The organism is Streptomyces deserti (genome assembly GCF_054782695.1).
Window position 1 is genome coordinate 162,217 of the sequence record NZ_BAAGRZ010000015.1, and the last position, 25,594, is coordinate 187,810.

General features: G+C 70.7%; 19 protein-coding genes. 9 read left to right on the forward strand and 10 right to left on the reverse strand.

Annotated elements, in window-relative coordinates; genetic code table 11:
* Positions 1-91: 91 nt before the first annotated feature.
* The 4 genes from ACYVMZ_RS24080 to ACYVMZ_RS24095 all read left to right on the forward strand — a co-directional run bounded on the left by ACYVMZ_RS24080 (position 92) and on the right by ACYVMZ_RS24095 (position 4,601).
* Complete coding sequence (locus ACYVMZ_RS24080; protein ID WP_461082954.1) at positions 92-1,849, forward strand: SDR family oxidoreductase; 1,758 nt, start codon at positions 92-94, stop codon at positions 1,847-1,849.
* 178 nt (positions 1,850-2,027) lie between these two features.
* The gene (locus tag ACYVMZ_RS24085; protein ID WP_461083008.1) at positions 2,028-2,576 is read left to right on the forward strand and encodes an RNA 2'-phosphotransferase; all 549 of its coding nucleotides are present in this window, start codon (positions 2,028-2,030) and stop codon (positions 2,574-2,576) included.
* Between the two features lie 82 nt (positions 2,577-2,658).
* On the forward strand, positions 2,659-3,561 hold the full coding sequence (locus ACYVMZ_RS24090; protein WP_461082956.1) for an LLM class flavin-dependent oxidoreductase: 903 nt from the start codon (positions 2,659-2,661) through the stop codon (positions 3,559-3,561).
* Between the two features lie 170 nt (positions 3,562-3,731).
* Positions 3,732-4,601 carry a Cof-type HAD-IIB family hydrolase gene (locus ACYVMZ_RS24095; protein WP_461082958.1) on the forward strand — a complete coding sequence of 290 codons (870 nt, stop codon included), beginning with the start codon at positions 3,732-3,734 and terminating at the stop codon, positions 4,599-4,601.
* 23 nt (positions 4,602-4,624) lie between these two features.
* On the opposite strand, the gene ACYVMZ_RS24100 is transcribed toward ACYVMZ_RS24095, so the two are convergent.
* The 4 genes from ACYVMZ_RS24100 to ACYVMZ_RS24115 form a co-directional block, all read right to left on the reverse strand.
* Complete coding sequence (locus ACYVMZ_RS24100; RefSeq protein ID WP_461082960.1) at positions 4,625-5,680, reverse strand: M23 family metallopeptidase; 1,056 nt, start codon at positions 5,678-5,680, stop codon at positions 4,625-4,627.
* Between the two features lie 126 nt (positions 5,681-5,806).
* The gene (gene cydD / locus ACYVMZ_RS24105) at positions 5,807-9,343 is read right to left on the reverse strand and encodes a thiol reductant ABC exporter subunit CydD (protein ID WP_461082962.1); all 3,537 of its coding nucleotides are present in this window, start codon (positions 9,341-9,343) and stop codon (positions 5,807-5,809) included.
* Between the two features lie 12 nt (positions 9,344-9,355).
* A complete protein-coding gene (gene cydB / locus ACYVMZ_RS24110; protein ID WP_461082964.1) occupies positions 9,356-10,360 on the reverse strand; it encodes a cytochrome d ubiquinol oxidase subunit II in 1,005 nt (334 codons plus the stop codon).
* A 20-nt stretch (positions 10,361-10,380) separates the two neighbouring features.
* Positions 10,381-11,886, reverse strand: coding sequence for a cytochrome ubiquinol oxidase subunit I (locus tag ACYVMZ_RS24115; RefSeq protein ID WP_461082966.1), 1,506 nt, complete (start codon positions 11,884-11,886; stop codon positions 10,381-10,383).
* A gap of 153 nt (positions 11,887-12,039) precedes the next feature.
* Here ACYVMZ_RS24115 and ACYVMZ_RS24120 point away from each other — a divergent pair, with 153 nt between their 5' ends.
* Entirely contained in the window at positions 12,040-12,447 is a 408-nt protein-coding gene (locus tag ACYVMZ_RS24120) for a cyclophilin-like fold protein (protein WP_461082968.1), read from the forward strand.
* On the opposite strand, the gene hisC is transcribed toward ACYVMZ_RS24120, so the two are convergent.
* Complete coding sequence (gene hisC, locus ACYVMZ_RS24125; RefSeq protein WP_461082970.1) at positions 12,444-13,523, reverse strand: histidinol-phosphate transaminase; 1,080 nt, start codon at positions 13,521-13,523, stop codon at positions 12,444-12,446. The genes ACYVMZ_RS24120 and hisC overlap by 4 nt on opposite strands.
* A gap of 440 nt (positions 13,524-13,963) precedes the next feature.
* On the opposite strand from hisC, the gene ACYVMZ_RS24130 reads away from it, so the two are divergent.
* The 3 genes from ACYVMZ_RS24130 to ACYVMZ_RS24140 all read left to right on the forward strand — a co-directional run bounded on the left by ACYVMZ_RS24130 (position 13,964) and on the right by ACYVMZ_RS24140 (position 17,615).
* Positions 13,964-15,076 (forward strand): LacI family DNA-binding transcriptional regulator, encoded by a 1,113-nt coding sequence (locus ACYVMZ_RS24130; protein ID WP_461082972.1) that lies wholly within the window; start codon positions 13,964-13,966, stop codon positions 15,074-15,076.
* A 322-nt stretch (positions 15,077-15,398) separates the two neighbouring features.
* On the forward strand, positions 15,399-16,562 hold the full coding sequence (locus ACYVMZ_RS24135; protein ID WP_461082974.1) for a metallophosphoesterase: 1,164 nt from the start codon (positions 15,399-15,401) through the stop codon (positions 16,560-16,562).
* Between the two features lie 183 nt (positions 16,563-16,745).
* Complete coding sequence (locus ACYVMZ_RS24140) at positions 16,746-17,615, forward strand: hypothetical protein (protein WP_461082976.1); 870 nt, start codon at positions 16,746-16,748, stop codon at positions 17,613-17,615.
* Between the two features lie 187 nt (positions 17,616-17,802).
* Here the strand turns inward: ACYVMZ_RS24140 and ACYVMZ_RS24145 are convergent, their stop codons facing one another.
* On the reverse strand, positions 17,803-19,197 hold the full coding sequence (locus ACYVMZ_RS24145; RefSeq protein WP_461082978.1) for a VWA domain-containing protein: 1,395 nt from the start codon (positions 19,195-19,197) through the stop codon (positions 17,803-17,805).
* Between the two features lie 126 nt (positions 19,198-19,323).
* On the reverse strand, positions 19,324-21,132 hold the full coding sequence (gene thiC, locus ACYVMZ_RS24150; protein ID WP_461082980.1) for a phosphomethylpyrimidine synthase ThiC: 1,809 nt from the start codon (positions 21,130-21,132) through the stop codon (positions 19,324-19,326).
* A gap of 560 nt (positions 21,133-21,692) precedes the next feature.
* Between thiC and ACYVMZ_RS24155 the strand changes: the two genes are divergently transcribed.
* On the forward strand, positions 21,693-23,336 hold the full coding sequence (locus ACYVMZ_RS24155; RefSeq protein ID WP_461082982.1) for a YibE/F family protein: 1,644 nt from the start codon (positions 21,693-21,695) through the stop codon (positions 23,334-23,336).
* Between the two features lie 230 nt (positions 23,337-23,566).
* On the opposite strand, the gene ACYVMZ_RS24160 is transcribed toward ACYVMZ_RS24155, so the two are convergent.
* The 3 genes from ACYVMZ_RS24160 to ACYVMZ_RS24170 form a co-directional block, all read right to left on the reverse strand.
* Positions 23,567-24,001 carry an SsgA family sporulation/cell division regulator gene (locus ACYVMZ_RS24160; RefSeq protein ID WP_461082984.1) on the reverse strand — a complete coding sequence of 145 codons (435 nt, stop codon included), beginning with the start codon at positions 23,999-24,001 and terminating at the stop codon, positions 23,567-23,569.
* Positions 24,002-24,099: 98 nt separating this feature from the next.
* Entirely contained in the window at positions 24,100-24,825 is a 726-nt protein-coding gene (locus ACYVMZ_RS24165) for an IclR family transcriptional regulator (protein ID WP_461083010.1), read from the reverse strand.
* A gap of 306 nt (positions 24,826-25,131) precedes the next feature.
* On the reverse strand, positions 25,132-25,344 hold the full coding sequence (locus ACYVMZ_RS24170; RefSeq protein ID WP_461082986.1) for a DUF5326 family protein: 213 nt from the start codon (positions 25,342-25,344) through the stop codon (positions 25,132-25,134).
* Between the last annotated feature and the right edge of the window lie 250 nt (positions 25,345-25,594).

Here is a 25,594-nt window from a genome sequence, read left to right on the forward strand (position 1 = left end):
GCGGCGTGGCTGTCGCCGGGCACGAGGGGCGCACGTCCCCCCGCGCACGTACGTTCGGACAGGGGAGAGTGCGGCGCTGGGCGGAGGAGACATGACGTTGCCGAGGGGTGCGCGGGAGCGCCGGGTGCGGACCGGTGGGGTCGAGCTGTGCGTCGCCGAGTCGGGAGACCCGGACCGGCCGACGGTGATCCTGGTGCACGGCTATCCGGACAGCAAGGAAGTCTGGTCCGAGGTCGCGGCCCGGCTGGCCGACCGCTTCCACGTGGTGGCGTACGACGTCCGCGGTCACGGCCGGTCGACTGCGCCGCGGCCGCTGCGGGGCGGGTTCACGCTGGAGAAGCTGACGGACGACTTCCTGGCCGTCGCGGACGCGGTCAGCCCTCACCGGCCGGTACACCTGGTGGGGCACGACTGGGGCTCGGTGCAGGCCTGGGAGTTCGTCACCGTCCGGCGCACCGAGGGGCGGATCGCCTCCTTCACGTCGATGTCCGGGCCGTCCCTGGACCACCTCGGCCACTGGATCGACCGGCGCCTGAAGCGGCCCACCCCGCGCCGGGTCGGCCAGCTCCTCGGCCAGGGCGCCAAGTCCTGGTACGTCTACCTGCTGCACACGCCCGTGCTGCCCGAACTGGCCTGGCGGGGCCCGCTCGGCAAGCGCTGGCCGAAAATCCTGCGGCGCGTCGAGAAGGTCCCCGGCGGCGACTACCCGACCTCGTCCCTGCCGGCGGACGCGGCGCACGGGGCGTGGCTGTACCGGGACAACATACGGGCCCGGCTGCGACGCCCCCGCACGGGCGCGTACGCGCACGCGCCCGTGCAGCTCATCACGCCTATAGGGGACCCGTTTCTGTCGGAGCGGCTCTACGACGAACTGGAGCGGTGGGCTCCCCGGCTGACCCGCCGGACGCTCCCGGCCGGGCACTGGGTCCCGCGCACCCGGCCCGACCAGCTGGCGGCCTGGATCACTCAGTTCGTGACATCGGTGGAGGGCGGCACGCCTCAAGTGCAGGCGTCCGGCACGTACGCCGACCGGTTCGGCGGGCAGCTCGCCCTGGTCACCGGCGCGGGCAGCGGCATCGGGCGGGCGACGGCGCTCGCCTTCGCCGAGGCGGGCGCACGCGTGGTGGCCGTCGACCGGGACGCCGAGGCCGCGGCCCGCACCGCCGAGCTGTCCCGCCTGATCGGCGCGCCCGCGGCCTGGCCGGAGACGGTCGACGTCTCCGACGAGCAGGCCATGGAGAAGCTCGCCGAGAAGGTCGCCACCGAGTACGGCGTCGTGGACGTCCTGGTGAACAACGCGGGGATCGGTCTGTCCGGCTCCTTCTTCGACACCACTCCGGAGGACTGGAAGAAGATCCTCGACGTCAACCTGTGGGGCGTGATCCACGGCTGCCGGCTCTTCGGGCGGCGCATGGCCGAGCGGGGCCAGGGCGGCCACATCGTCAACGTCGCGTCGGCGGCGGCGTACCAGCCGTCCAGGGCGCTGCCCGCCTACAGCACCTCCAAGGCGGCCGTGCTCATGCTGAGCGAGTGCCTGCGCGCGGAGCTGGCCGGGCAGGGGATCGGCGTGACGGCGATCTGCCCCGGCTTCGTCAACACCAACATCACGTCCACGGCGCACTTCGCGGGCGTGGACACGGCGGAGGAACGCCGCCGCCAGAAGCGCACGGCCCGCCTGTACGGGCTGCGCAACTACCCGCCGGAGAAGGTCGCCGACGCGATCCTGCGGGCGGTGGTGCGCAACGAGGCGGTGGTGGCCGTGACTCCGGAGGCCCGAGGTGCGCATGTGCTGTCGCGGTTGATGCCGGGGGCGTTGCGGGCCCTGGCCCGGATCGATCCGCCGTTGTGACCCAACGGCGATGCTGTGCAGAGCAGTTGTCGGGATAGTTGTCCACAGGATAACCAAATAGCCTGTGGATAACTACAGTTGGTTGTGGATCAAACCTCTGGAGCTAAATCAATCGCGTGATTCACATCTCTCCCGGCACGCTGGTGGCATGACCGAAAACGAACGGAGCGGTGCCGACATGGACGAGAGACGCACCGTGAAGGTGTCGAAGTACCTCTCGAAGCATCTGCGCCACCGCCCCGAACGCATCGGGCTCACGCTCGACGAAGGCGGCTGGGTCGAGATCGACGTCCTGATGGCCGCCGCGGCCGCCCACGGCTTCCCGTTCACCCGCGAGGAGCTCGACCACGTGGTGGCCGCGAACGACAAGCAGCGCTTCGCGATCGAGGGCACCCGGATCCGCGCCAGCCAGGGCCACAGCATCCAGGTCGAGCTCGGCCTGCCGCCCGCGACCCCGCCGCCGTACCTCTACCACGGCACCGTGGCCCGCAGCCTGGACGCGATCCGTGCCGAGGGGCTCCGGCCCATGAACCGGCACGACGTGCATCTCTCGCCCGACCGTGAAACGGCGACCCGCGTCGGCGCCCAACGCGGCCGGCCCGTCGTCCTGGCGGTGGACGCGGGCGCCATGCACCGCGACGGGCACGTCTTCCATGTGAGCGCGAACGGGGTGTGGCTGACCAAGGCCGTACCACCAGAGTATCTGCGCTTTCCCGGCAGCCACTGACCTTGCATGATCGCTGGTATGGACCGCTCCCGTACGGTGACCGTTTCACGTGAAACGTGCCGGGACGCATAGGCTCGGCGGCATGAGTCTGCGCCTGAGCACCGTGATCCTTCCGTACCGCCGCTGGCACGAGGGCGGCCGTTCGGCCTGGACGCGTGCCGAGCAGCTCGGCTTCCACACCGCCTACACCTACGACCACCTGTCCTGGCGCAGCTTCCGGGACGGCCCGTGGTTCGGTGCCGTGCCGACGCTGACCGCCGCCGCGGCCGTCACCGGCCGGCTGCGGCTGGGCACCCTGGTGACCTCGCCGAACTTCCGGCACCCGGTGACCCTCGCCAAGGAGCTGATCTCCCTCGACGACATCTCCGGCGGGCGCGTCACGCTCGGCATCGGTGCGGGCGGAACCGGCTTCGACGCCACGGCGCTCGGCCAGGAGCCGTGGACGCCACGCGAGCGGGCCGACCGCTTCGCCGAGTTCGTTCCGCTGCTCCACCGGCTGCTCACCGAGGACGCGGTGTCGTACGAGGGCGACTTCTACTCGGCGCACGAGGCCCGCAACATCCCGGGCTGTGTGCAGCGGCCCCGGCTGCCGTTCGCGGTGGCGGCGACCGGACCGCGCGGGCTGCGGCTCGCCGCGCGGTACGGGCAGGCCTGGGTGACGACCGGCGACCCCAAGCTGTATGAGAACGGCACACCCGAACAGTCGGTTCAGGCCATCCGCGGACAGGCCGAGAAACTGGCCGACGCGTGCGCCGCGGCCGGCCGGGACGTCACCGAGCTCGACCGGGTCCTGCTCACCGGCTTCACACCGGACCGTGGCCGGCCGCTGGAGTCCCTGGACGCGTTCGTCGACTTCGCGGGACGGCATCAGGAGCTGGGCTTCACCGAGATCGTGATCCACTGGCCCATTCCCGACTCGGACTTCGCGGCGGACCATAAGGTTTTCGAGCAGATCGCCATGGAGGCTCCGGCGCAGCTGGGCTGAGCGCGGGGCCCGCGCCTGCCGCTGGTGAGAGCGACCTTGGTGAGAGCGGCCCTGTCTGCAGCGGCCCTGGTGGCAGCGGCCCTGGTGGCAGCGGCCCTGGTGGGAGCGGCGCGCACTCAGGTGTGCGGACTCACGCACGGCCGTGCGGGCATGTGCGGGACAATGGCCGGGTGACCTCAGCGACCCGACAGCCCCAGACCCCGGCCGCCACGCTTCCGCCGCGGCTGATCGCCACCGACCTCGACGGCACCCTGCTGCGCGACGACAAGTCGGTGTCCCCGCGTACGGTCGCCGCGCTGGCCGCCGCCGAGGAGGCGGGCATCGAGGTCTTCTTCGTCACCGGCCGACCGGCCCGCTGGATGGACGTCGTCAGCGACCACGTCCACGGCCACGGCCTGGCGATCTGCGGCAACGGAGCGGCCGTGGTCGACCTGCACGGCGGCCCCGGCGCCCACCAGTTCGTGAAGGTGCGTGAGCTCGCGCGGGAGAACGCGCTGGACGCGGTACGGCTGCTGCGTGAGGCGGCGCCGGGCACGGTGTACGCGGTCGAGCAGACGTACGGCTTCTACCAGGAGCCGGCGTACCCGAAGCTGCACATGGAGATCCCCGACGACCTCGCGCCCGCCGAGGAGCTGCTGGCGAAGGACGGTCCCGCCGCCACCCAGCCGGTCCTCAAGATCCTCGCCTACCACCCCGAGCTCGACCCCGACGCCTTCCTCACCCTGGCCCGGCTGGCCATCGGCGACCGGGCCGGCGTCACCCGCTCCAGCCCCAGCGCCCTGCTGGAGATCAGCGGCCCCGGCGTCTCCAAGGCGAGCACACTCGCCCTGTGCTGTGCCGAGCGGGGCATCTCGCACGAGGAGGTCGTCGCCTTCGGGGACATGCCGAACGACGTCGAGATGCTCACCTGGGCGGGCCGCTCGTACGCGATGGGCAACGCGCACCCGGATGTGATCGCCGCGGCGTCGGGGCAGACGGTCGCCAACAACGAGGACGGGGTGGCGGTCGTGATCGAGCAGCTGGTGGCGGAGCGGCGGTAGCCGCTGGTGGAGCCCCGCGCGCCCTACCCGATCGGCACCCCGCGCTGCGTCAGCCACGCCACCGGATCCACCGCCGAGCCCGTCTGAGGGGTGACCCGCACCTCGAAGTGCAGGTGCGGGCCGGTCGAGTTGCCGGTGGTGCCCGACTGGCCGATCCACTGCCCGGGGGCGACCTGCTCCCCCTGGTCGACGGCGACGGCCGCCAGGTGGGCGTACTGCGTGTAGTAGCCGCCCGCGTGCTGGAGCACGATCTCGATGCCGAAGGGGCCCCCGCACGCCACCTTCACCACCCGCCCGTGTCCGACGGCCCGCACCGGCGTGCCGATCGGCACCGCGAAGTCCTGCCCGGTGTGCCGGTTCGCCCACCGCGCGCCGCCGCTGCCGAAGGACGCGGACAGCACGTACGTCTCCACCGGCGCGACCCACGGGTTCGCGAAGCGCGTCTTCGGCTGGTCGAGGCGGACGGCACCCCGGCAGGCGCCCGCCGCGACCGAGGCGTCCGCCTGCCCCTGGAGCTGCTGCCGCGCCTGTTCCAGCTTCTCCTCGATGCCCCGCTTCACCTCGGCGAGCTCGGCGTTGCGCTGCTCCAGCGCCTGCCACTGCGCCGCGGCCTTCGCCTCGTCCGCCGCGAGCCGGGCCTCGGCGCGGCGGTTCTTGGCGATGGTGTTGTTGAGGGCGAGCTGCGCCTGGGAAAAGGCGTGCTGACCGCGCATCAGATCGTCCGGGGTGTCGGCGAGGATGATCTGCGCGGCGATCGGCAGCCCGCCGCCGCTGCGGTACTGCGCGCTGGCGATGCGGCCCATGTCCTCACGCAGGACGGCGATCTCCCGGCGTTGCCGGTCGAGGAGTTTCTCCAGCCGCTGGGCCCGCGCACGCTGCACCTCGGCCTCCCGCCAGCCCGCCTCGTAGCGCCGCGTCGCCACGGCCGCGTCCTCGTACAGCCGCGCCACCTGCGCGCTGATGCCGGAGCCTGAGCCGTGCGAGCCGTCCTCCTCGACGTCGGCCGGCCGGGCCGCGAGCACGGCGAGCGCGCACAGCAGCACCGCGACGAGCAGGGGATGGCGGCGGGAAAGGCGCATGCCAGCGATCGTGGCCCGCACCGGGGCCGAGGGCCTGTTCACGTCGTGCGGCTGGGGGAACTCTCGCCACCAATGGACCAGCGGTTCGGCCGAACAGGTGTCCGTCCACTCGGCGCTGACGCGCCGTCATCCGAGAGCGCTCGGCCGGGTCGCTCCCACCAGCGCCTCCGACTCCGCCTCCCGCTCCGCCATGTCCCGCAGCGGCCCGTCCACCACGGCCAGTTCCGCGTACGGTCCACGCTGCACCACACGCCCCTCGTCCAGCACGAGCACCTCGTCCACCGCCTCGAGTCCCGCCAGCCGGTGGGTGATGAGCAGCGTCGTACGGCCCTCGGTGGCGGCCAGCAGGTCCGCGGTGAGCGCGTCGGCGGTCGGCAGGTCGAGGTGCTCGGCGGGCTCGTCGAGCACCAGGACGGGGAAGTCGGCGAGCAGCGCACGGGCCAGCGCCAGCCGCTGCCGCTGTCCGCCGGACAGCCGCGCCCCGTGCTCACCGACCAGCGTGTCCAGTCCGTCGGGCAGGCTGTCGGCCCACTCCAGCAGCCGGGCCCGCCCGAGCGCGTCACGCAGCTCGTCCTCGGTGGCGTCCTTCTTGGCCAGCAGCAGGTTCTCCCGCACCGAGCTGTCGAAGAGGTGCGCGTCCTGCGCACACAGCCCGACGAGCCGTCGGACGTCGTCGCCGTCCAGGGCGGACGCGTCCACACCGGCCAGGGTGTACGAGCCCGCCTCCGGGTCGAGGAACCGCAGCAGCACCTGGGCCAGCGTCGTCTTGCCGGACCCGGAGGGGCCGACCACCGCGATACGGCGGCCCTGCTCCACGGTCAGGTCGAGCCCGGTCAGCGCCTGCCGGTCCTGCCCGGCGTGGCGGGCGGCCAGTCCCCTGACGACGAGCGGGAACGGCGACGCGGGCGCCTGCCGGGGCCGCTCCGGCTCCCGGACCGGCTCGGGGGCGTCGAGGACCTCGTACACGCGCTCGGCGCTCTTGCGCACCCGCTGCCGGTACTGCACGGCGAGCGGCAGTCCGAGGACGGCTTCGAAGGCGGCCAGCGGGGTGAGGACGACCACGGCCATCGTCACGCCGTCCAGCCGCCCGGCGGCGACCGCCTGGGCGCCGACGAGGGCGGCGGCCGTGACGGTCAGGCCGGAGACCAGCGCGGTGAGCCCATCACCGAGGGCGGTGGCGGTGGCCGCGCGCGAGGCGATCCGGGTGAGGCTTCCGTCGGCCCGCCGTGCCGCAGCGGTCCGCGCGGGCAGGGCACCGGCGACGGTCAGTTCCGCGGTGCCGGTGAGCAGATCGGTCACCCGCGTGGCGAGCAGCCCCCGGGCCGGGGCCAGCCTGCGCTCGGCGCGCCGGGCCACGGCACCGGTGACCAGCGGCACGCCCGCCCCCGCCGCCAGCAGTCCGGCCGCGAGCACGGCACCGGCCTCGGGCAGCAGCCAGGCCGTGAAGCCGACCGAACCGGCGCAGACGGCGACGGCCGCACCGGCCGGCAGCAGCCACCGCAGCCAGTAGTCCTGCAGCGCGTCCACATCGGCGACCAGCCGCGAGAGCAGATCGCCACGCCGGGTCCCGCGCAGCCCGGTGGGCGCCAGCCGCTCCAGCCGCCGGTACACGGCGACCCTGGTGTCGGCCAGCATCCGCAGGACGGCATCGTGCGACACGAGCCGCTCGGCGTACCGGAAGACGGCCCGCCCGATCCCGAAGGCTCGCGTCGCCGTCACGGCCACCATCAGATACAGCACGGGCGGCTGCTGCGAGGCCCGCGAGATCAGCCACCCGGAGGTGGCCATGAGCCCGACGGCACTGCCGAGTGCGAGACTTCCGAGCAGCAGCGCGAGACCGAGCCGCCCGCGCCGGGCGCCGGACAGGGCGCGGACCCGGGCCAGGACACCACCCGACACGGGCGCCTGGACGGACTCGGCGGGGGTGTCCGCCGCCACAGGCTCGAGCCCGTCTCGTGCATCCTCGGTCGCGGCTGTGGCCGCCGCCGCGGCTCGAACGGATGGCCCGGGCTCTGCGGCGCGGACGGGCTGCTCGGCCATCTCCAGTCGCACCACCCGGTCCGCCACCGCCAGCAACGCCGGCCGGTGCACCACCAGCAGCACTGTCCGGCCCACCGCCAGGCGCCGTACCGCCTCCACGACCTCCGCCTCGGTCTGCCCGTCCAGCGCGGCCGTCGGCTCGTCCAGCAGCAGCACGGGCCGGTCCGCGAGGAACGCCCGGGCGAGCGCGAGCCGCTGCCGCTGCCCGGCGGACAGCCCGGCCCCGTCCTCCCCGAGCACGGTGTCGACGCCCTCGGGCAGCGCGTCCACGAACTCCAGCGCGCCCGCGTCCCGCAGCGCGCGTCGTACGGCGCCGTCGTCGGCGTCGGGCCGCGCCAGCCGTACGTTCTCGGCGATGCTCCCGGCGTACAGGTGCGGCCGCTGCGGCACCCAGGCGATCCGCGACCGCCACTGCGCCAGGTCGACAGCGGCGAGGTCGGCTCCCCCGATCCGCACCCGCCCCTCGGTCGGTGGCACGAACCCCAGCAGGACGTTCAGCAGCGTCGACTTGCCCGCCCCGCTCGGCCCGACGAGCGCGACCGTCTCCCCGGGCTCGATGGTGAAGGACACGGCCGAGACGGCGTGAGCCGACCGCCCGGGGTAGCGGACGGTCACCCCCTCGAAGGACACGGCACCTGCCGGTACGGCCCCGGTGCCGGACCCCGGCACGGGTGTCTCCAGGACGTCGAAGATCTCCTCGGCCGCGGCGAGGCCCTCCGCCGCCGCGTGGTACTGCGCCCCGACCTGCCGCAGCGGCAGATACGCCTCGGGCGCCAGGATGAGAATGACCAGACCGATGTACAGGTCCATCTCGCCGTGTACCAACCGCATGCCGATCGTCACGGCGACCAGCGCCACCGAGATCGTCGCGAGCAGCTCCAGCGCGAAGGAGGAGAGGAAGGCGATCCGCAGCGTCCGCATGGTCGCCCGCCGGTACTCGCCGGTGATGCGCTGGATCGACTCGGCTTGCGCCTTGGCCCGTCCGAACACCTTCAGCGTCGGCAACCCGGCGACGACGTCCAGGAAGTGCCCGGACAGCCGCGACAGCAGCCGCCACTGCCGGTCCATCCGGGCCTGGGTGGCCCAGCCGATCAGCATCATGAAGAGGGGGATGAGCGGCAGGGTGCCGACGATGATGGCCGCCGAGACCCAGTCCTCGGTGACGATCCGCGCCAGCACCGCCACGGGGACGACCACCGCGAGCCCCAGTTGCGGCAGATAGCGCGAGAAGTAGTCGTCGAGCGCGTCGACGCCCCGGGTGGCCAGAGCGACCAGCGAACCGGTCCGCTGCCCGCTCAGCCACCCCGGACCGAGTGCCGTCGCCCGCTCCAGCAGCCGCCCTCGCAGCTCCGACTTCACCGCCGCGCTCGCCCGGTGGGCGGCCAGCTCGGTGAGCCAGCCGACCAGTGCACGGCCGCCCGCGACGGCGGCCAGAAGCAGCAGAGGCGTGCGGAGTTCTCCGACTGACATCCCGTGCTGGAAGGCGCCGACCACGACCTCCGCGATGAGCATCGCCTGCGCGATGACCAGCCCCGCCCCGACGGCACCCAGGCCGACGACCGCCGCCAGGAAGAGCCGGGTGGCGCGGGCGTACCGGAGGAGACGCGGATCGATTGGTTTCACGTGAAACACACCTCAGTGCGCGGCTTCGGCGATGTGCTGTGTGCCGATCCGCTTGCGGAACACCCAGTACGTCCAGCCCTGGTAGACCACGACCAGCGGCGTGGCGATCGCCGCCAGCCAGGTCATGATCTTCAGCGTGTACGGGCCGGAGGAGGCGTTGGTGACGGTGAGGCTCCAGTCCGGGTCGAGCGTGGACGGCATGACGTTCGGGAAGAGCGTCAGGAAGAGCATCGCCACGGCGGTCACGATGGTCAGGCCGGACAGGGCGAACGACCACCCCTCGCGCCCGGCCTGGTTCGCCATCAGGGCGACGACCAGCGCGCCGACCGCCACGACCAGTGCGACCAGGCTCTTGCCGTCACCGCTGTCGACCTGGGTCCACAGCAGGAACAGCAGCGCCAGCACCGCCGTGACGAGACCCACACGCCCCGCCAGCTTCCGCGCCCGCTCCCGGATGTCCCCGACCGTCTTGAGCGCCGTGAACACCGCCCCGTGGAAGGTGAACAGCGTCAGCGTGACCAGGCCGCCGAGGAGCGCGTACGGGTTGAACAGGTCCGTGACGCCGCCCACGTACTCGAAATCGGCGTTGATCTTCACGCCTCGCGTGATGTTGGCGAAGGCCACGCCCCACAGGAACGCCGGGATGAGCGAGGTCCAGAAGATCGCGGTCTCCCAGTTGCGCTGCCAGTTCTCCTCGGGCCGCTTCACCCGGTACTCGAAGGCGACGCCCCGGACGATCAGGCAGACCAGGATGACCAGCAGCGGCAGGTAGAAGCCGGAGAAGAGCGTGGCGTACCACTCGGGGAAGGCGGCGAAGGTCGCGCCGCCGGCCGTGAGCAGCCACACCTCGTTGCCGTCCCAGACGGGCCCGATCGTGTTGATCAGCACGCGCCGCTCGGGCCGGTCGCGGGCGAGCAGCTTGGTGAGGACGCCGACCCCGAAGTCGAAGCCCTCCAGGAAGAAGTAGCCGATCCACAGGACGGCGATCAGGACGAACCAGACGTCGTGCAGTTCCATGACTGTGCAGCTCCCTCGGCCTAGTACGAGAAGGCCATCGGCTTGTCGGCGTCACGGGTGTCGCCGCCGATCTTCGTGGGCGGGTTGAGGTCGGCCTCGGTGAGCTCGGGCGGCCCTGCCTTGACGTACTTGGCGAGCAGCTTGACCTCGATGACGGCGAGGATCGCGTACAGCGTGGTGAAGACGATCATCGAGGTGAGGACCTCGGCCTGGGAGACACCGGGGGAGACCGCGTCGCGGGTCTGGAACAGCCCGTAGACAACCCACGGTTGACGGCCCATCTCGGTGAAGATCCAGCCCCAGGAGTTGGCGATCAGCGGGAACGCCATCGTCCAGAGCGCCAGGAGCCAGTACAGCCGGGTGAGCCTCGAGCCGAGCGGCTTCCTCAGCAGCACCAGATGCGGCACCTCGTCCTCCCCGGTCCGCCAGGCGGCCGGCAGCAGGAACTTCTTCCGCGTGAGCCACAGCCCCAGCAGGCCCAGGGAGAAGGACGCCATACCGAAGCCGATCATCCAGCGGAAGCCCCAGTAGGCGACGGGGACGATGGGCTTGTAGTCGCCGGGCCCGAACTTCTCCTGCAGCGCCTTGTTGGTGTCGTTGATGCCGGGGACGTACGACTCGAAGTCGCTGTGGGCGAGGAAGGACAGCAGGCCGGGTATCTCCAGGGCGACCTTGTTGTGCCCCTCGTCGACGTCGCCGTAGGCGAAGACGGAGAAGGGCGCCGGGCTCTCGCCGTCCCACAGGGCCTCGGCGGCCGCCATCTTCATCGGCTGCTGCTCGTACATGACCTTGCCGAGGGTGTCCCCGCTGACCGCGGTGAGCAGGCCGCCGACCGCCATGGTGACCAGGCCGAGCCGCAGCGACGTCCGCATCACCGGGATGTGCTTCTTGCGCATCAGGTGGAAGGCGGCGATGCCCACCATGAAGGCGCCACCCGTCAGGAAGGCCGCCGAGAAGCTGTGGAAGACCTGGTTGAGCGTGGTGTTCTGGGTGAGGACCAGCCAGAAGTCGGTGAGCTCGGCGCGCCCCTTCTCCTCGTTGATCCGGTAGCCGACGGGGTGCTGCATCCACGAGTTGGCCGCGAGGATGAAGTACGCCGAGAGCAGCGTGCCGATCGAGACCATCCAGATGCAGGCCAGGTGGATCTTCTTGGGCAGCTTGTCCCAGCCGAAGATCCACAGGCCGATGAAGGTGGACTCGAAGAAGAAGGCGATCAGGGCCTCGAAGGCCAGCGGTGCGCCGAAGACGTCACCGACGAAGCGCGAGTAGGCCGACCAGTTCATGCCGAACTGGAACTCCTGCACGATGCCGGTGACCACACCCATCGCGATATTGATGAGGAAGAGCTTCCCCCAGAACTTCGTCGCCTTGAGGTACTTCTCCTTCTCGGTGCGCACCCACGCGGTCTGCAGCCCGGCCGTGAGAGCGGCCAGCGAGATCGTCAGGGGGACGAAGAGGAAGTGGTAGACGGTGGTGATGCCGAACTGCCATCGCGCCAGTGTCTCCGGCGCCAGAGCCAGGTCCACGTCGTCGCTCCTTACCTCGCCAACGGGCGCGTGCTTGTGAAAGCGTTCACATTCACAAGCCATTATGACGTACCGATTTTCGACCCCTGACGGGGGGTCCTCCTCAGCGTCAATCCCTTGGCAAGAACTTCAACATATTGTTGAATCCGCAGCATGCAAACGCCACAGACACAGACGACGCCACAGACACAGATACGGATCTCCTGGCCCGCGGGACACCTCACCGCAAGCCTCGACGACACCCCGACCACCCAGGCCCTGGTCAAGGCCCTGCCCCTCGTCTCCACCGCCCGCACCTGGGGTGAGGAGGTGTACTTCGACACAGGAGTGGCCGTTTCACGTGAAACGGACGCGCGGCAGGTCGTGGAACCGGGCACCGTCGCCTTCTGGACCGACGGCGATGCCCTCGCCCTCCCCTACGGGCCCACGCCGATCTCGCGGGGCGACGAGTGCCGCCTCGCGAGTCCCTGCAACGTCCTCGGCCGCATCGACGGCGACCCCCGCGCGCTGGCGACGGTGCGCGACGGCGACCCCGTACGCGTTGAACGGGTGAGTGGCTAGATCTCCTTGCGGAAACCCTCCGCCGCCTTCAGGAAGATGTCGTTCGCCTCGGCCTCCCCGACCGTGACCCGCACACCCTCGCCCGGGAACGGCCGGATGACCACGCCCGCCTGCTCGCACGCCTGGGCGAACGCGACCGTACGATCCCCCAGCCGCAGCCACACGAAGTTGGCCTGGGTCTCGGGCACCGTCCAGCCCTGGGCGCGCAGCGCGTCGACCACGCGCGTGCGCTCGCACACCAGTGAGCCGACCCGGCCGAGCAGTTCGTCCTCGGCACGCAGGGAGGCGATCGCCGCGTCCTGCGCGAGCTGGCTCACTCCGAACGGCACCGCCGTCTTGCGTAGCGCCGCGGCCACCGGCTCATGGGCGATCGCGAAGCCGACCCGCAGCCCGGCCAGGCCGTACGCCTTGGAGAACGTCCGCAGCACACAGACATTGGGCCGGTCACGGTAGAGCTCGATGCCGTCCGGCACCTCGGGGTCGCGGATGAACTCGCGGTAGGCCTCGTCCAGCACCACCAGCACGTCGCCGGGCACCCGGTCGAGGAAGCGCTCCAGCTCGGCCCGCCGCACCACCGTGCCGGTCGGGTTGTTGGGGTTGCAGACGAAGATCAGCCGGGTCCGGTCGGTGATCGCGTCGGCCATCGCGTCCAGGTCGTGCGCCTCACCGGGTGTCAGCGGCACCTGGACGGAGCGCGCGCCGCTGATCTGCGTGATGATCGGGTACGCCTCGAAGGACCGCCACGCGTAAATGACCTCGTCGCCGGGGCCGGAGGTGGCCTGGAGCAGCTGCTGTGCGACGCCGACCGAGCCGGTGCCGGTGGACAGGTGGGAGACGGGGACGGCGAAGCGGTCGGACAGCTCGTTCATCAGGGCCGTACAGGCCATGTCCGGGTAGCGGTTGAAGGTGCAGGCCGCGGCCGTCACCGTCTCCATCACGCCCGGGAGCGGCGGATAGGGGTTCTCGTTGGAGGACAGCTTGTAGGCGACCGGTCCGCCGGCCGCTGCGGGCTTGCCCGGCTTGTAGGTGGGGATACCCTCCAGCTCGGCGCGCAGCTTGGGGCTCGTCTCGCTCACCGCAGTCCTCCTCGCGAAGACCGGCGGCCCATGACCGCCGCCGACATCCAATGCTCCTCACCTTATGAGGATTCGGCGCCGCTGCGTATAGGCGTGCCCCGCCTCCTCCTCGGACGACCACTCACCTCCTGCGCCCCACCGGCATCAGGGGCATCACCGCACGAAGGCGCACGAACCAGGGGGCGCGCCGCACATATATCTACGCGCCGGTAGCTCACGCCGTGGCGCGCATCCCCCGTGCAGGTGAGTTGAGACCTCATCGCAACATCGACCACGCGGCAGGCCCGCATGCGCCGACAAGACAGGTACTGGCATGGGACCGATCAACTCCCTTACTTTCCAAGGAAATTGAAGCTAAATGATCATGCAGAAACGTACCTGTCAACGCGTGCATATGCGTCCGCACTACCCCACCGCATGAGCCCTACTATCGGCTCGCCATGACAGCAGCAGGGAAGCACCAGGTGAGCCGCGCGGAAACCTCTCGTCGAGGCAGCCGGCCGGGCCGGGCGGGCATCAGGGACGTCGCCGCCGCCGCCGGAGTCTCCATCACAACCGTCTCCGACGCCCTCAACGGCAAGGGCCGGCTCCCGGACGCCACCCGGCGCCATGTCCGTGAGGTCGCCGACCGGCTGGGCTACCGGCCCTCGGCCGCCGCCCGAACCCTCCGTACCGGCAAGTCGGGGCTCATCGGCCTGACCGTGACGACGTACGGAGATGAACCTTTCACCTTCACGGAATTCGCGTACTTCGCCGAGATGGCGCGCGCCGCCACCTCGGCCGCGCTCGCCCGCGGCTACGCCCTCGTGATCCTCCCCGCGACCTCCCGCCACGACGTGTGGTCGAACGTCGCGCTGGATGGCACGGTCGTCATCGACCCCTCCGACCAGGACCCGGTCGTCAGCGAACTGGTCCGGCAGGGTCTACCGGTCGTCTCCGACGGCCGCCCGGCCGGCTCGCTCCCGGTCACCGCCTGGGTCGACAACGACCACGAGGCCGCCGTCCTCGGCATCCTCGACCACCTCGCCGACGCCGGCGCGCGCCGCATCGGCCTGCTGACCGGCACGACCACGGACACGTACACCCACCTGTCGACCACGGCGTACCTGCGCTGGTGCGAGCGTGTCGGCCAGGAGCCGGTGTACGAGGCCTACCCGGCGCACGATCCGTGCGCGGGCGCCGTCGCCGCCGACCGGCTGCTCGCCCGCCCCGACCGACCCGACGCCGTCTACGGCCTGTTCGACCCGAACGGCACCGACCTGCTCGCCGCCGCCCGCCGCTACGGGCTGCGCGTACCGGACGACCTGCTTCTGGTCTGCTGCAGCGAGTCCACCGTCTACGCCAGCACCGAACCGCCCATCACGACCCTGTCGTTGAAGCCGCGCCGGATCGGCACGGCGGTGGTGCAGCTCCTCATCGACGCCATCGAGGGGGTCGAGTCGGACCAGCCGGTGGAGCAGGTGATACCGACGGAGCTGATCGTGCGCACCTCCTCGCAGCGCCGTTCACCGCGTACGACGGTCAGCCCGCCGCGGTCGCCCGAGGAGAAGTAGGACAGGTACGCCGGAGTGCGTCGGCTCGGGCTTCCGGAGACTGGCGAGACCGGCCCCCGTGCGCAGGGGAGCCACACTTCTGGAGAAGTGGGGCCGGTCTCCCGCAGAGACGGCGCCGGTCTCGCGAAGAGCAGGCGAGCGAGGACGGTCGCAGGGTGGTCAAAGCCCGGCCCAATCGGGGCGAAAGCCGCGGTGAACTGGACTCTTGCTCTGATTCACCACCCCTGGGTCATCACATGGCGCGATCCGCATTCCTATGATGGGCCCACGACACCGCGGGCCGCTGCGACCAGGCAGTCCGATGCGGTGCAGATGCGGCGCGATGGTGGAGGGGTCGATGACTCAGGGGGCCGGTCAGGGACCCGAGGTGGAGCGGACGGCGACGCTGCGCGACTTCCGGGTACCCGCGTACGTCCACGAGACCGGTCCGTACGTCCACAGCCAGCACCCGGGCGACGTCGCCCCGCCTCCCGTCGCCCCGCCCCCCGTCGCCCCGCCCCCCGCTGCCGCGCCTCCTGCCGCCGCGCCTTCCGAGGAGACGTTCCCGGAGGCGTATCCGGAGGGATACACACCCACTCAGCGGGACCTGCCCGTCATCAATCGGGGTGACACTGTTCAGGTGACCGTCGATCCCACCGCCGCACCCGCCCCGCAGTCGACCACCGGCCCGGGTCCGCTGTACGTCGTCGGTGACGTGCACGGCTACCTCGAAGAGCTGGTGGCCGCCCTCCAGGAGAAGGGCCTCATCGACGCCGCCGGCAACTGGTGCGCGGGCACGGCCCGGCTGTGGTTCCTCGGCGACTTCACCGACCGCGGTCCGGACGGCATCGGCGTCATCGACCTGGTGATGCGGCTGTCGGCGGAGGCCGCCGCGGCGGGCGGCTACTGCAAGGCCCTGATGGGCAATCACGAACTGCTGCTGCTCGGCGCCAAGCGGTTCGGCGACACCCCCGTCAACTCCGGCGCGGGCACCGCCACCTTCCAGGCGGCCTGGCTGCTCAACGGCGGCCAGAAGACCGACATGGACCGCCTCCAGGACCACCACCTGCAGTGGATGGCCCGCCTCGACGCCCTCGAGGAGGTCGACGGCCACCTGCTGGTCCATTCGGACACCACCGCCTACCTCGACTACGGCCGCTCGATCGAAGAGGTCAACGACACCGTCCGCGAGACGCTCACACGCAATGACGCGGACGAGGTGTGGGACCTGTTCCGCAAGTTCACCAAGCGGTTCTCCTTCCGCGACGAGGGCGGCGCCGACGCCGTGCGCTCCCTGCTGGATACGTACGGCGGCACCCGCATCGTTCACGGCCACAGCCCCATTCCGTATCTGCTGGGCGAGGTCGGCTCCGAGGACGGCGAGGACACCGCCGGCCCCGTGGTCGTGGGACCGCACGTCTACGCCGACGGACTCGCCATCGCGATGGACGGCGGTGTGACCATGGCCGGAAAGCTGCTGGTCCAGCAACTGCCCCTGGATATGTGAACCTTCACCGGGCAGGCGCTCCCCGACGGAGGACTGTGCCGGGCAAGGGCCAATTTCGGCAAACCCCCTGTCACCGCATGCCGTCACCGCTCTACCATCGGCTTATCCGTAGCAGGCTCCCCTCCGTTTCTGCCCGACGGCTCGTCAGCATGCCGAGCCCCAAGCCCTACGGAGCATCGGGGGATGCACATGAACAGCGTTCCGCAGCACCTGCTGAGCGAGGACCGCCAGGAGTACGAGCGGATCCTCGATGAGGCGCTGCGCTCCGCACCACACCGCCCGGAGCTGGCCGCTGTCGGACAGCGGCTCAACTCCGAACAGCTGCGCACCATGGCGCTCAACGCCACCGCGATCATCGCGGCGGCCGCGGCGACCGAGTACCAGCACTACGTCAAGGTCCGCGAGGAACTGCGCCACCCGGCGTCGCCCACCCCGTCGTCCGTGCGGGAATCCGGCTCCGCCGAGCCGGGCACGAGCACGGTGGGGCTCGCCACCTCCATGGGAGAGGTCGCGGAAACCGCCGGTGCGGGCGCCGTCGCCGTCGTCGCGGTCCTCGCCCCCGTCCTGGCCGGAACGGCCGCGGCGATCTTCCTGCTCGTGGGTTACATCCTGAAGATGCTCGACCCCGAGCCGGCGTTCGCCCAGACCATGCTCACCACCGGATGGGTGTTCGGCGCCGTGACAGCGGTGGCGATCCTCGTCGCCGCCGCGGGACTGCTGATCACCGCCCTGCGCAACAAGCCGACGGCCGAAAGCGGACCGTACGGCGAACTGAGCGGGGAGGTGGCCCAGGCCAGGGAAGCCTGGCGGGAGGCTCTGCTGGAGCGCGGCATCCTGCCGTTCCTGCGAGACGCGCTCGCCGACCCGGGCACGGCCGCCGCGCTACGCGGTACGGCACCGCCCGCGCCGACCAGCCGCATGCCGCACCTCGGGTACGACCGCCCGGGATTCACCAGCCCCGGCGACGGTCCCGACCGCGGCCCGCGGCCGAGCTTCACGAGCCCGGACTACACCAGCCCGGACTTCGGAGGGCCGGAACACCAGCCGGAGTAGCCGTCGGCGGCCGCCCGGAACGGCCGTCGGCTTGCGCTCCTCACAGGAGGAGTCCCCGTCGGGGGAGGCTCCGCCTCAGGGGGCGCAAGCCGGGCACTTCGGCCGTGGCCGTGCGGGTTGCGGGGTTATGGGTCGCGGGTTGCGGGTTGCGGGTTGCGGGTTGCGGATTCGGGTTGCTGGTCGCGGGTCAGAGGATGCCCGCCCGGCCCGCGGCGGTGATCCAGCTCGGGAACTCCGACAGCAGGCGGTCGTACAGCTCCTGGTCGGGGACGGTGCTGATGTCGTCCACGGCGAAGAAGCCGACGTTGTCGACGCGGCGGCCGGGCAGCGTGTCGAACCGCTCCAGCACACCGTAGTTGGACCGCCCGAGCCCGACGAACTGCCAGAAGATCGGCTCCTCCACCGCCTCGCGGAGTTCCCGCTCGATCTCGGCGTTGCGGTAAACCCCTCCGTCGGAGAAGAACAGCACCAGGGTCGGAGCGGCCGCCGGGTTGTCCCGGACGAAGGCACGGACCTGGGCGATCACCTTCTGTTCCTCGTTCTGGATGCCGACCGTCCGCATGTCGATCTGGCTGTCCTGCAGTCCCTTCGGCCTGCCGCGGCGGAAGAGGCTCATCTGTCCCACCCGCACATGCAGCCTGAGCCATTCGGGGAGTTCGGCCAGACGCAGATCGGGCAGTCGAGCCGCGTTCGAGGCGAACGTCCACGCCTGCATCTCACCGTCGTCGTCGAGCTGCGCGGCCACCGCCGCCATGCGTTCCACGACGTCGGCCACCACGCCCCCGGAGTAGAGGAAGGACATGGAGCCGGAGGCGTCGAGGACCAGGATGACGCGCGCGGTGATCCCGGCCGCTCCGTGCTTCTGAAGACTGACCGCCACCTGCTCCTTGCGCAGGGACAGCCGCTTGCGCATGTCCACGGGCAGGTGCTCCTCGCCCTTGGTCAGGCGAGGGCCGGAGGCGGCCGCGGGCGGGGCGGGCGACGCTGATGTCGTCGGAACGGCCGCTGTCGGCACGTGGGGCGTCGGTGTTGCGGGCGTGGCCGGGGAAGCGTCGTCCACGGTGATGCCGTAGTCGGTGGCCAGCCCCGCGAGCCCCGAGGCGTATCCCTGCCCCACCGCGCGGAACTTCCACTTCCCCTGCCTCAGGTACAGTTCGCCGCCGACCATCGCGGTCTCCGTCTCGGCCGCCATGTCGAACCGGGCGAGCTCGGCCCGCGTCCCCGCGTCGAGCAGCCGCAACGACAGGCCGGGCACCTGGCCGAACGTCCCACCGTCGGCCGACGCGCACAGCGCGATGCGCTCGATGGCCGATTCCAGTGCACCGAGGTCCACCTCGACCGTGTCGGTCATGGCACCGGCGACTCCCTCCTTGCCCAGGTGCCGTACGGCCTGGGACGCGTGATGCGGCTGGTTGTAGAAGACGAAGTCACCGTCGTCACGGACGCGGCCGGCTGCGGTGAGCAGCAGGGCCGAGGCGTCGACCTCGGGCACACCCGGTCCCGCCGACCAGGTGAGCTCGACGCGCACGACGGCCGAATCGACGGGCAGGTTGGCGCCCTTGCTCAGGGGCATCGCTGTCATGGCCTCAGTCTGCCGAGATGGGCCCGTGGTGGGGAGGGGGCAGGCCCGACGGTCTGCCCCCTCGTCACCTCGGTCGGCGAGCGCCCTCGTCACCTGTCACCTCGGTCGGCGAGCGCCCTGGTCACCTCAGTCGGCGATCGGCAGATACACCCGATTGCCCGCTGCCGCGAACTCCTTCGACTTCTCGGCCATGCCCTGCTCGATCTCGGTCTGTGTGCTGCCGTGTTCACGGCGGATGTCCTGCGAGATCTTCATGCTGCAGAACTTGGGACCGCACATCGAGCAGAAGTGAGCCGTCTTGGCGGGCTCCGCCGGAAGCGTCTCGTCGTGGAACTCGCGGGCGGTGTCCGGGTCGAGGGCGAGGTTGAACTGGTCCTCCCACCGGAACTCGAACCGGGCGTCGGACAACGCGTCGTCCCACTCCTGGGCACCTGGGTGCCCCTTGGCGAGATCGGCGGCATGGGCGGCGATCTTGTAGGTGATGACGCCGGTCTTGACGTCGTCACGGTTGGGCAGGCCCAAGTGCTCCTTGGGCGTGACGTAGCAGAGCATCGCCGTACCCCACCAGGCGATCATCGCGGCACCGATGCCGGAGGTGATGTGGTCGTACGCCGGCGCGACGTCCGTGGTCAGCGGGCCGAGCGTATAGAACGGAGCTTCATCGCAGATCTCCTGCTGAAGGTCGATGTTCTCCTTGATCTTGTGCATCGGGACATGGCCCGGGCCCTCGATCATGGTCTGAACGTTGAAACGCTTCGCGATCCGGTTGAGTTCCCCGAGCGTCCTCAACTCCGCGAACTGTGCCTCGTCGTTGGCGTCCGCGATGGAGCCGGGCCGCAGGCCGTCGCCGAGGGAGTACGTGACGTCGTACGCGGCGAGGATCTCGCAGAGCTCCTCGAAGTTCTCGTACAGGAACGACTCCTTGTGGTGCGCCAGACACCACGCGGCCATGATGGAGCCACCGCGCGAGACGATGCCGGTCTTGCGATTCGCGGTGAGCGGCACGTACGCCAGGCGCACTCCCGCGTGGACCGTCATGTAGTCCACGCCCTGCTCGGCCTGCTCGATGACCGTGTCCTTGTAGATCTCCCAGGTCAGCTCCTCGGCCTTGCCGTCGACCTTCTCCAGAGCCTGGTAGAGCGGCACGGTGCCGATCGGGACGGGGGAGTTGCGCAGCACCCACTCGCGGGTGGTGTGGATGTTCCGGCCGGTGGACAGGTCCATGACCGTGTCGGCGCCCCAGCGGGTCGCCCAGGTCATCTTCTCGACCTCCTCCTCGATCGAGGACGTCACCGCCGAGTTGCCGATGTTGGCGTTGACCTTCACCAGGAACCGCTTGCCGATGATCATCGGCTCGATCTCCGGGTGGTTGACGTTGGCCGGCAGCACGGCCCGGCCGGCCGCGATCTCCTCGCGGACCACCTCGGGTGACACGTTCTCCCGGATGGCCACGAACTCCATCTCCGGAGTGATCTCCCCCCGGCGCGCGTACGCGAGCTGCGTGACGGCCTTGCCGTCGCGGCCCCGGCGCGGCTGGCGCGGCCGTCCCGGGAAGACCGCGTCGAGGTTGCGCAGGCCGCCGCGCGGCGAGGTGTGCTTGATCCCGTCGTCCTCGGGACGGACGGGGCGGCCCGCGTACTCCTCGGTGTCGCCGCGGGCGATGATCCAGTTCTCCCGCAGCGGCGGCAGGCCCCTGCGGACGTCGGTGTCGACGAGAGGATCGGTGTACGGGCCCGATGTGTCGTAGAGCGTGACCGACTGCCCGTTGGTGAGATGCACCTGACGGACCGGCACCCGCATGTCGGGGCGTGAGCCCTCGATGTACGCCTTGTGCCAGCCGATGGACTTCCCGGCCTCCTCGTTGCTCGATCCGTCGGCCGATCCGTCGGCCTGGATCTGCGTGGAGGCAGGCGTGCGTGCGTCCTTGTTGGTCATGAGACCTACTCCCTACGCCGGCATTACCCGGTAACAGGTTCGGCGGTCGACGCAGCGGTTTCCGTCTGCCGATGTTTCGTGTGAAACATCACTCGGCTCCAGCGACGTTTCATGTGAAACATCGCTGGGACGGAGGTCAGCGCCCTCTCAGCCCGGTGCTCCGAGCTCCCGCGTGTACAAAAGGTGCCTCCACGCTAGCGTCAATTCTGGCGCGGTGAACAGAGGGCCCCCCTCGTTCTTGCGATGATCGGTCGGTGACCACGACGCAGCATCCCCCGTACCCACCGCCCGAGCCACCCCATGGATCCGGCGCCGGCAACGGCAACGGACGTGGGGGCGGCCAGGGAGACGGCCGTGCCGAAGTCCGTGGCGATGGCCTTGGTGACGGCCGTGGCACCGGCCGTGGTGGCGACTTTGGTGACGGCCATGGCGGCAGCCTCGGTGACGGCCGTGGTGACAGCCGTGGCTTCGGCGACAGGCTCGGGCCGGGGCAGGGCCCGCGGTCGGGCGCAGGCAGCGGGCACGGCCCTGGCCCCGGTCCGGGTCCCGGCGCAGGTCGGGTGCCCGGCTTCGGCGTCGGCGGTGGTCATGGCGCCGGGGTTGGCGGTGGCCAGGGTCCGGGATCCGGTGGCGGACGCGGCTCCGGTTCCGGCTCGGGCTCAGGGCATGGCTTCGGGTCCGGTCGTGGACACGGCTCCGGCTTCGACGGCGAGCACGGCTCCGGGCTCGGTGGCGGGCACGACCGCAGCTTCAACGGCGGACACGGCTCCCGGTCCGGTGGCGGAAACGGCCCCGGATCCGGCGGCGGACACGGCCCCGGCTCGGGCTCGGGCTCGGGTTCAGGTTCCGGCGGCGACCATGGTCACGGACACGGCCCCACCCCGGGCGACGGACACAGCCACTCGCACAGCCACGTCCACGGTCCGGCCGCACCCGTCTCCCAGCACCTGCGCAAGGTCATCGCGGCGGTCCTCATCCCGTTCGCCGCGGCGGTGCTGGTCGGCCTCGCATTGCTGTGGCCGGGCGGCGCCCCGCCGCACGAGCGCACCGGAGTCGGCTTCGACCGGCAGACGCAGCACGCCACGGTCACGAAGGTGGTCGAGGTGAGCTGCAAGGACGCCGGCGCATCGGGAGTCCCCCCGACCGGCGACACCTCCACCGCTGAGGGTTCCTCGGCGGTGCAGCAGGAGAACGGCACCTGCAAGAGGGCGACGATCCGGGTCGACACCGGCAAGGACAAGGGCCGTACGTTCACGGAGATCGTCCAGCCGGACCAGTCCCGGCAGCTGCACGAGGGCCAGGAGGTCGTGGTCGCCTACGAGCCCTCCGCGCCGAGGGACCTGCAGTACTCGGTCGCGGACGTCAACCGCCGGTTCCCCATGGCGCTGCTCGCCGGCATCTTCGCGCTCGCCGTCGTGGCGGTCGGGCGGTTGCGGGGGGTCATGGCGCTGGTCGCGCTGGCCATCAGCTTCATGGTGCTGAACTTCTTCATGCTGCCCGCGATCCTGCAGGGTTCGAACCCGCTGGTCGTGGCGGTGGTGGGGTCGAGCGCCATCATGCTGATCGCGCTCTACCTGTGCCACGGGCTGTCGGCCCGTACGTCCGTGGCGGTGCTCGGCACCCTCATCTCGTTGCTGCTGATCGGCATCCTCGGCTCGCTGTTCATCGGCTGGGCAGCGCTCACCGGCAACACCGACGACAACACCGGCCTGATCCACGGTCTGTACCCGGAGATCGACATGAGCGGTCTGCTGCTCGCCGGCGTCATCATCGGTTCGCTCGGTGTCCTCGACGACGTGACAGTCACGCAGACGTCGGCGGTCTGGGAGCTGCACGAAGCCAACCCCTCGATGGGCTGGCGCGGGTTGTACCGCGCGGGCATCCGGATCGGCCGCGACCACATCGCGTCCGTCGTCAACACCCTCGTCCTCGCCTACGCGGGCGCCGCGCTGCCGCTGCTGCTGCTGTTCTCCATCGCGCAGAGCAGCGTGGGGACGGTTGCCAACAGTGAGCTGGTCGCGGAGGAGATCGTGCGCACGCTGGTCGGCTCGATCGGCCTGGTCGCCTCGGTTCCGGTGACGACGGCGCTGGCGGCGCTGGTGGTGTCGGCCGACCGCCCGGGGCAGCGGCCCCAGGAAGCGTCGGCGGCCGACACCCGCCAGACTCCGGTACGGGGCGGGCGCGGCCGCCGCCGCAAGCGCTAGCGACGATTCCGTCGCGCGGCCACGAGCAGACGCACGGCCACGACAGCCATGCGGTCACGACAGCGACCCGCCACGACGGCCGCCCGGCCACAGCATCCCCCCGCTTCACCTGCCCCTGGGCAGGACTGCGCACGACCACACATACCAAACCCACGAAGAAGCGTTCCCGCACACCGAAGCGGCCCCGGCGAAGCGTTACGCCAGCACGACCGCCCGATTGGCGTAACGCTTCACCCGGCGCCCTGCTCCGCCAGGATGCGGTCCAGGGCCTCGTCGAGGTGGGCGTCGAAGTCGGCCAGCGCCCCCTCCTGGCCCAGCGGCACCAGCTTGTCCGTGCGGTCGAGGAAGGCCACGAGGGGTGCCGTCGACGAGCGGAACAACGCCTGGTCACCGCCGACCTGAAGGCGGATCAGGACCTCGCTGAGGTCATCGGGCTCGACGGGCGAGACGCGCACATCGCCCTCGCCGCACGGCCTCCCCACCCCGTCGATCAGCAGCTCCCGTCCGAAGGCCCAGGTGACCGGGGCATCACCGGGCAAATGGAAGGTCAGCCGCACGGCATAGGGATCACAGGTCTCGTACCGCAGCTCCACCGGGATGCGGAAGGAGAGCTCCTCGGACACGAGAAAGCTCATCATGACCTCTGCCTGTACGGACTCGCGCATCGCTACCCCGTCATTCGCCGTGGCTTGGCCGGGTTCGACCCCTGACAACTTGCTGGAATCTTGCTGAACGTACACAGCAGATCACAAGGAGTGAGTTTTCAGATACTGATAGACAGGGTGAGCGAGCCCAGCACCCGTCCCATCTCGTGCTGCAGCCGCTCGACCGCGGGCAGCAGCCGGTCGACCTGGTGGGCGGGCAGGGAAATGGCCATCGCCGCGGCCGTGGTGCCGACCGTGATGGGGATCGCCGCGCAGACCGCCCCCAGGGCGTACTCCTGGCGCTCGATCACCGGCTCCATGCGCCGCAACCGGTCCAGACGCCGCAAAAGGCTGTGGTTGTCCCGCACCGTGTACGGCGTGACGGGCTGCACCGGATAGCGGTCGAGATGGTCGCGGCGGGCCTCCTCGTCGAGCTGCGAGAGCAGACACTGGCCGATGGCGTGCGCATGCCCGGTCTCCCGGAAGTCGGCCCACTCCTCGACCGCCGGATTGGCCGGACTGTCGGAAACACAGACGACCTCGATTTCACCCTCCCGGTACACCGAGTAGTACACGGGTACGCCGATCGCGTCGCGCCAGTGCGCCAACAGTTCGACCACCGTGCTGCGACGTTTCTGCTGCGCCCCGCTGCTGCTCAGCCGCTCGGCCGCCGCACCGAGGAAGAACAGTCCCTTGTCGCGGCGCAGATAGCCCTCGTGTACGAGGGTGCGCAGCAGGTGGTACGTCGTGGGAAGCGCCAGCCCGGTCTCGCGGGCCAACTGCTTCGCAGGGGCTCCGTACTCGTGCCGGGCGACGGTCTCCAGCAGGCGCATCGCCCGCTGCACCGATCCGATGAGGGTGCCGGGAGGGGGTGGCACGGGTGGCACGGATACCGAGCGGGGCTGGGCGGGGACTGCGGGCAGGTGGGTGGATGCGGTGTCAGCCGTGGCCAAGGGGCACTCCCGAAGCGCGAGGGGGCAGCCCGTGCGGGGAAAGCACGGGTGGGGGTGTACGCCGCTCGCGGGGACCGTCCCCGCGTCGGGTTCCGGACTCTAACCGTCTGCCACGGCACGCAGACGGCCTGTCCGGGCATCTTCCCTCGCCCGAGGGAACCGGTGATTCCCGTTACCCCCACCGGTTTCCCATGGGTCTCACCAGTCGCTGCGCGACGACGAGCTCGATGTGAACTTCCGTACGACGTAGACGAGTCCGCCGACGAGGGCCACGAAGACCAGCACCTTGAAGAGCAGCCCGATGACGAAGCCGACCACGCTGGCTATCAGCCCGCCGAACACGACCAGGGCGATGACCGGCACCGCGATCCACTTCACCCACCACGGCAGTCCCGCGAAGATCTCTTGCATCGTCGTCCTTACCTCTCCGCCCGCATCAGTGCCGGGTCCTGTCGACTGGTCCAGGACTCCGAAGATCCGAATCTCCGGAGGTCCTGCGTTCGATGCTAGGGCCGGCACGTGGCCGAACGGGGGCCTCACGCCCCTTGTCCTCCCCTGACCGGTCCCCTAGACGAGTAGTTCCGATGTGGCTCAGTGGTCGTAGGCGATCAGTGACCTGGTGATGGGTGCGCCGATGGTGCGGTTGTGCCAGATCGCGCAG